A 3,252-nucleotide genomic window follows, 5' to 3' on the forward strand; every position below is an offset into this window, starting at 1 on the left:
CGCGCCGGGGCGGCGATCATTCCCGCCGGGGTGCCGGTCGTGCTGGTGGAGGGCAACTACCTGCTGCTCGACCGGGAGCCCTGGACTCGCCTGGCGCCGCTCTTCGACCTCAAGATCTTCATCGACGTCCCGCTGGCAGAGCTTGAGCGGCGGCTGCTCGCGCGCTGGGCCGGGCATGGCCGGGAACCGGCAGCGGCCCGTGCCTGGGTGGAGCGGAACGATCTGCCCAATGCAAGGCTGGTTCTGGCGGAGAGCCGCCCGGCCGACATCGTCTGGCGCAACCACGGCCGGATCGCCTGAACGGTCCGCGGCTTCCGGCGAGAGTTATTTCCCTCGGCCCCCTGCTTTTGCGGGAGAACTCGCCTATATCGGCGCTTCAATTTGGAAGAGTGACAATGTCCCCGCCTGCCGCGCCGTCTCCGGCGCCGACCTTCGCGCGCTCGGCCGTGCTGCAGCCGGGCTCCGGCTTCATCGCCACCTTCAAGGCGCTCTGGCCCTATCTCTGGCCGCCGGAGCGGGCCGACCTGCGCCAACGGGTGGTGATCGCCTTCGCGCTGCTGGTCGTCGGTCGCCTGGTGCTGATGGGCGTGCCGTTCACCTTCAAATGGGCGACGGATGCGCTCGCCGGGACGCCGACGACGCTCGAGGCCTGGCTGCCCTGGCTGGTCGGCGCGCCGCTGGCGCTGACGGTGATCTACGGTGTTGCCAGGGTCGGTTCGGCCGCCTTCGTGCAATTGCGCGACGCGATCTTCGCGCCGGTCTTCATGCACGCGGTCCGCACACTCGCGCTGCAGACCTTCGGCCATCTGCACCACCTGTCGCTGCGCTTCCATCTCGAACGCAAGACCGGCGGGCTCACCCGGGTGCTGGAGCGCGGCCGCAACGGCATCGAGGAGATGGTCCGCCTCGGCCTCAACCAGCTCGTGCCGGTGATCATCGAGGTCACGCTGATCATCGCCGTGCTGCTGCACCTGTTCGACTGGCGCTATGTCGTCGTGCTCGTCGTCATGGTGGTCGGCTACATGGCCTACACCATCAAGGCCACCGAATGGCGCATCGCCATCCGCGCCCAGATGAACGAGTCGGACACCGACGCCAATTCCAAGGCGATCGACTCGCTCCTCAACTACGAGACGGTGAAGTATTTCGGCGCCGAGGACCGCGAGACCGCGCGCTACGACGTCTCGATGGCGCGCTATGAGCGCAACTCGATCAAGGCCTACACCTCGCTCGCCTGGCTCAATTTCGGCCAGGCTGCGATCTTCGCGGCGGGCCTCACCATCTCGATGGTGATGTGCGTGCGCGGCTTCCAGGCCGGTACCAACACGGTTGGCGACTTCGTGCTGATCAACGCCATGCTGATCCAGCTCTACATACCCTTGAACTTCATGGGCACCGTCTATCGCGAGATCAAGCAGGCGACGCTCGACATCGAGCAGATGTTCTCGCTGATCGGCCGCGATCCCGAGATCCAGGACAAGCCGGGGGCACCTGCGCTCGACGTTCGCGCCGGCAGCGTCACCTTCGAGGACGTGCACTTCGCCTATGTGCCGGAGCGGCCGATCCTGCGCGGCATCTCCTTCTCCGTGCCTGCCGGCAAGACCATCGCCATCGTCGGCCCGTCCGGTGCCGGCAAGTCGACGATCTCGCGACTTCTCTTCCGTTTCTACGAGCCGCAGAAGGGCCGCATCCTGATCGACGGTCAGGACATCGCCGAGATTCAGCAGGTCTCGCTGCGCGCCGCGATCGGCATGGTCCCGCAGGACACCGTGCTGTTCAACGACACCATCGAGTACAATCTGCGCTATGGCCGGCCCGAGGCGACGCAGGGCGAGATCGAGGAAGCCGCGCGCCTCGCCCAGATCGACCGCTTCATCAAGACCCTGCCCGAGGGTTACGCGACCTCGGTCGGCGAGCGCGGGCTGAAGCTCTCGGGCGGCGAGAAGCAGCGCGTCGCGATCGCCCGCACCATCCTGAAGGCGCCGCCGATCCTGATCCTCGACGAGGCGACGTCGGCGCTGGATACCCACACCGAGCAGGAGATCAAGGCCGCGCTCGACCTCGTCAGCAAGGGCCGCACCACCATCGTGATCGCGCACCGGCTGTCGACGATCGTCACCGCGGACGAGATCATCGTGCTGAAGGACGGCCGCATCGCCGAACGCGGCAGGCATGCCGAACTGCTTGCCGAGCGCGGCCTCTACGCCTCGATGTGGGACCGCCAGCGCGAAGCCTCCGAGGCCGAGGAGCGGCTGCGCATCGCCCGCGCGGGGGACGAGCTGGGCGTCGTGGTTCGGCGGCGTACGCCGGAAGTCGCGCCCGGCGAATAGTCCGGCTGAATCGAATGGTGCGTTGCGGGGGGTGGCCGTTTCCGCTAATCAGGCCGCCAACCCGAAGCGGAGCGCGCCCCGGCGCGATGATCCCAGGCGATGAGTTTAGTCGATACCGTCAAGAACGCGTTCGTTCCGATCCACAAGGAGGGCTATCCCTTCATTGGCGTGTTCGCCGTGGTGACGCTGCTTCTCGGACTGTTCTCGACCAGCCTGTTCTGGATCGGGCTCATCCTGACCGCATGGTGCACCTATTTTTTCCGCGATCCGGTGCGTGTCACGCCGACCGACGACAGGCTGGTGGTGAGCCCGGCCGACGGCGTGGTGTCGTCCGTGGGGCCAGCCGTTCCGCCGCGCGAGCTTGGCCTCGGCTCCGGCGAGATGACCCGCATCTCGGTCTTCATGAACGTCTTCTCCTGCCATGTGAACCGCGCGCCGGTGCGCGGCAGGATCACGAGGATCGAGCATCGCCCCGGAAAATTCCTCAACGCCGAACTCGACAAGGCGAGCGAGGAGAACGAGCGCAACGGCCTCGTCATCGACAGCCCGAACGGCACGGTCGCCGCGGTGCAGGTCGCCGGGCTTGTGGCGCGGCGCATCGTCTGCTGGGCGCAAGCCGGGGGCAACATCGCCATCGGCGAGCGTTTCGGCCTCATCCGCTTCGGCTCGCGCGTCGACGTGTTCCTGCCGCGCAACGCCACTCCGCGCGTCGCCGTCGGCCAGACCTCGGTGGCGGGCGAGACCGTGATCGCCGAGTTCGGCGGACAGGCCGCGACGCCGCTGGTGCGCATCGACTGATGGTCTTTCGCCCCTTCCCACCCCACGGCAGGGGCGGACCGCGCATCCGCGAGATCCCGCTGCGCATGGTGCTGCCCAACCTGATCACCGTGCTGGCGATCTGCGCCGGCCTGTCCGGCATCAG

The 3,252-nt window shown here is 67.4% G+C and carries 3 protein-coding genes; all 3 read left to right on the plus strand.

Annotated elements, in window-relative coordinates; translation table 11 throughout:
• A partial coding sequence (locus V6M48_RS10460) for a hypothetical protein (protein ID WP_332812483.1) occupies positions 1 to 300 on the plus strand: 300 nt, incomplete at its 5' end.
• A gap of 95 nt (positions 301 to 395) precedes the next feature.
• Entirely contained in the window at positions 396 to 2,330 is a 1,935-nt protein-coding gene (locus V6M48_RS10465; RefSeq protein WP_332812484.1) for an ABCB family ABC transporter ATP-binding protein/permease, read from the plus strand.
• A 99-nt stretch (positions 2,331 to 2,429) separates the two neighbouring features.
• The gene (locus V6M48_RS10470) at positions 2,430 to 3,128 is read left to right on the plus strand and encodes a phosphatidylserine decarboxylase (protein ID WP_332812485.1); all 699 of its coding nucleotides are present in this window, start codon (positions 2,430 to 2,432) and stop codon (positions 3,126 to 3,128) included.
• The last annotated feature ends 124 nt before the right edge of the window (positions 3,129 to 3,252 follow it).

The sequence above is a fragment of the Sphingomonas sp. genome (assembly GCF_036677245.1).
Classification (GTDB): Bacteria; Pseudomonadota; Alphaproteobacteria; order Sphingomonadales; family Sphingomonadaceae; genus Allosphingosinicella.

What these genes read in the sequence shown, in the direction of transcription:
- V6M48_RS10465 (WP_332812484.1), top strand. Translation starts at nt 396, where the DNA reads ATGTCCCCGCCTGCCGCGCCGTCTCCGGCGCCGACCTTCGCGCGCTCG.
- V6M48_RS10470 (WP_332812485.1), top strand. Translation starts at nt 2,430, where the DNA reads ATGAGTTTAGTCGATACCGTCAAGAACGCGTTCGTTCCGATCCACAAG.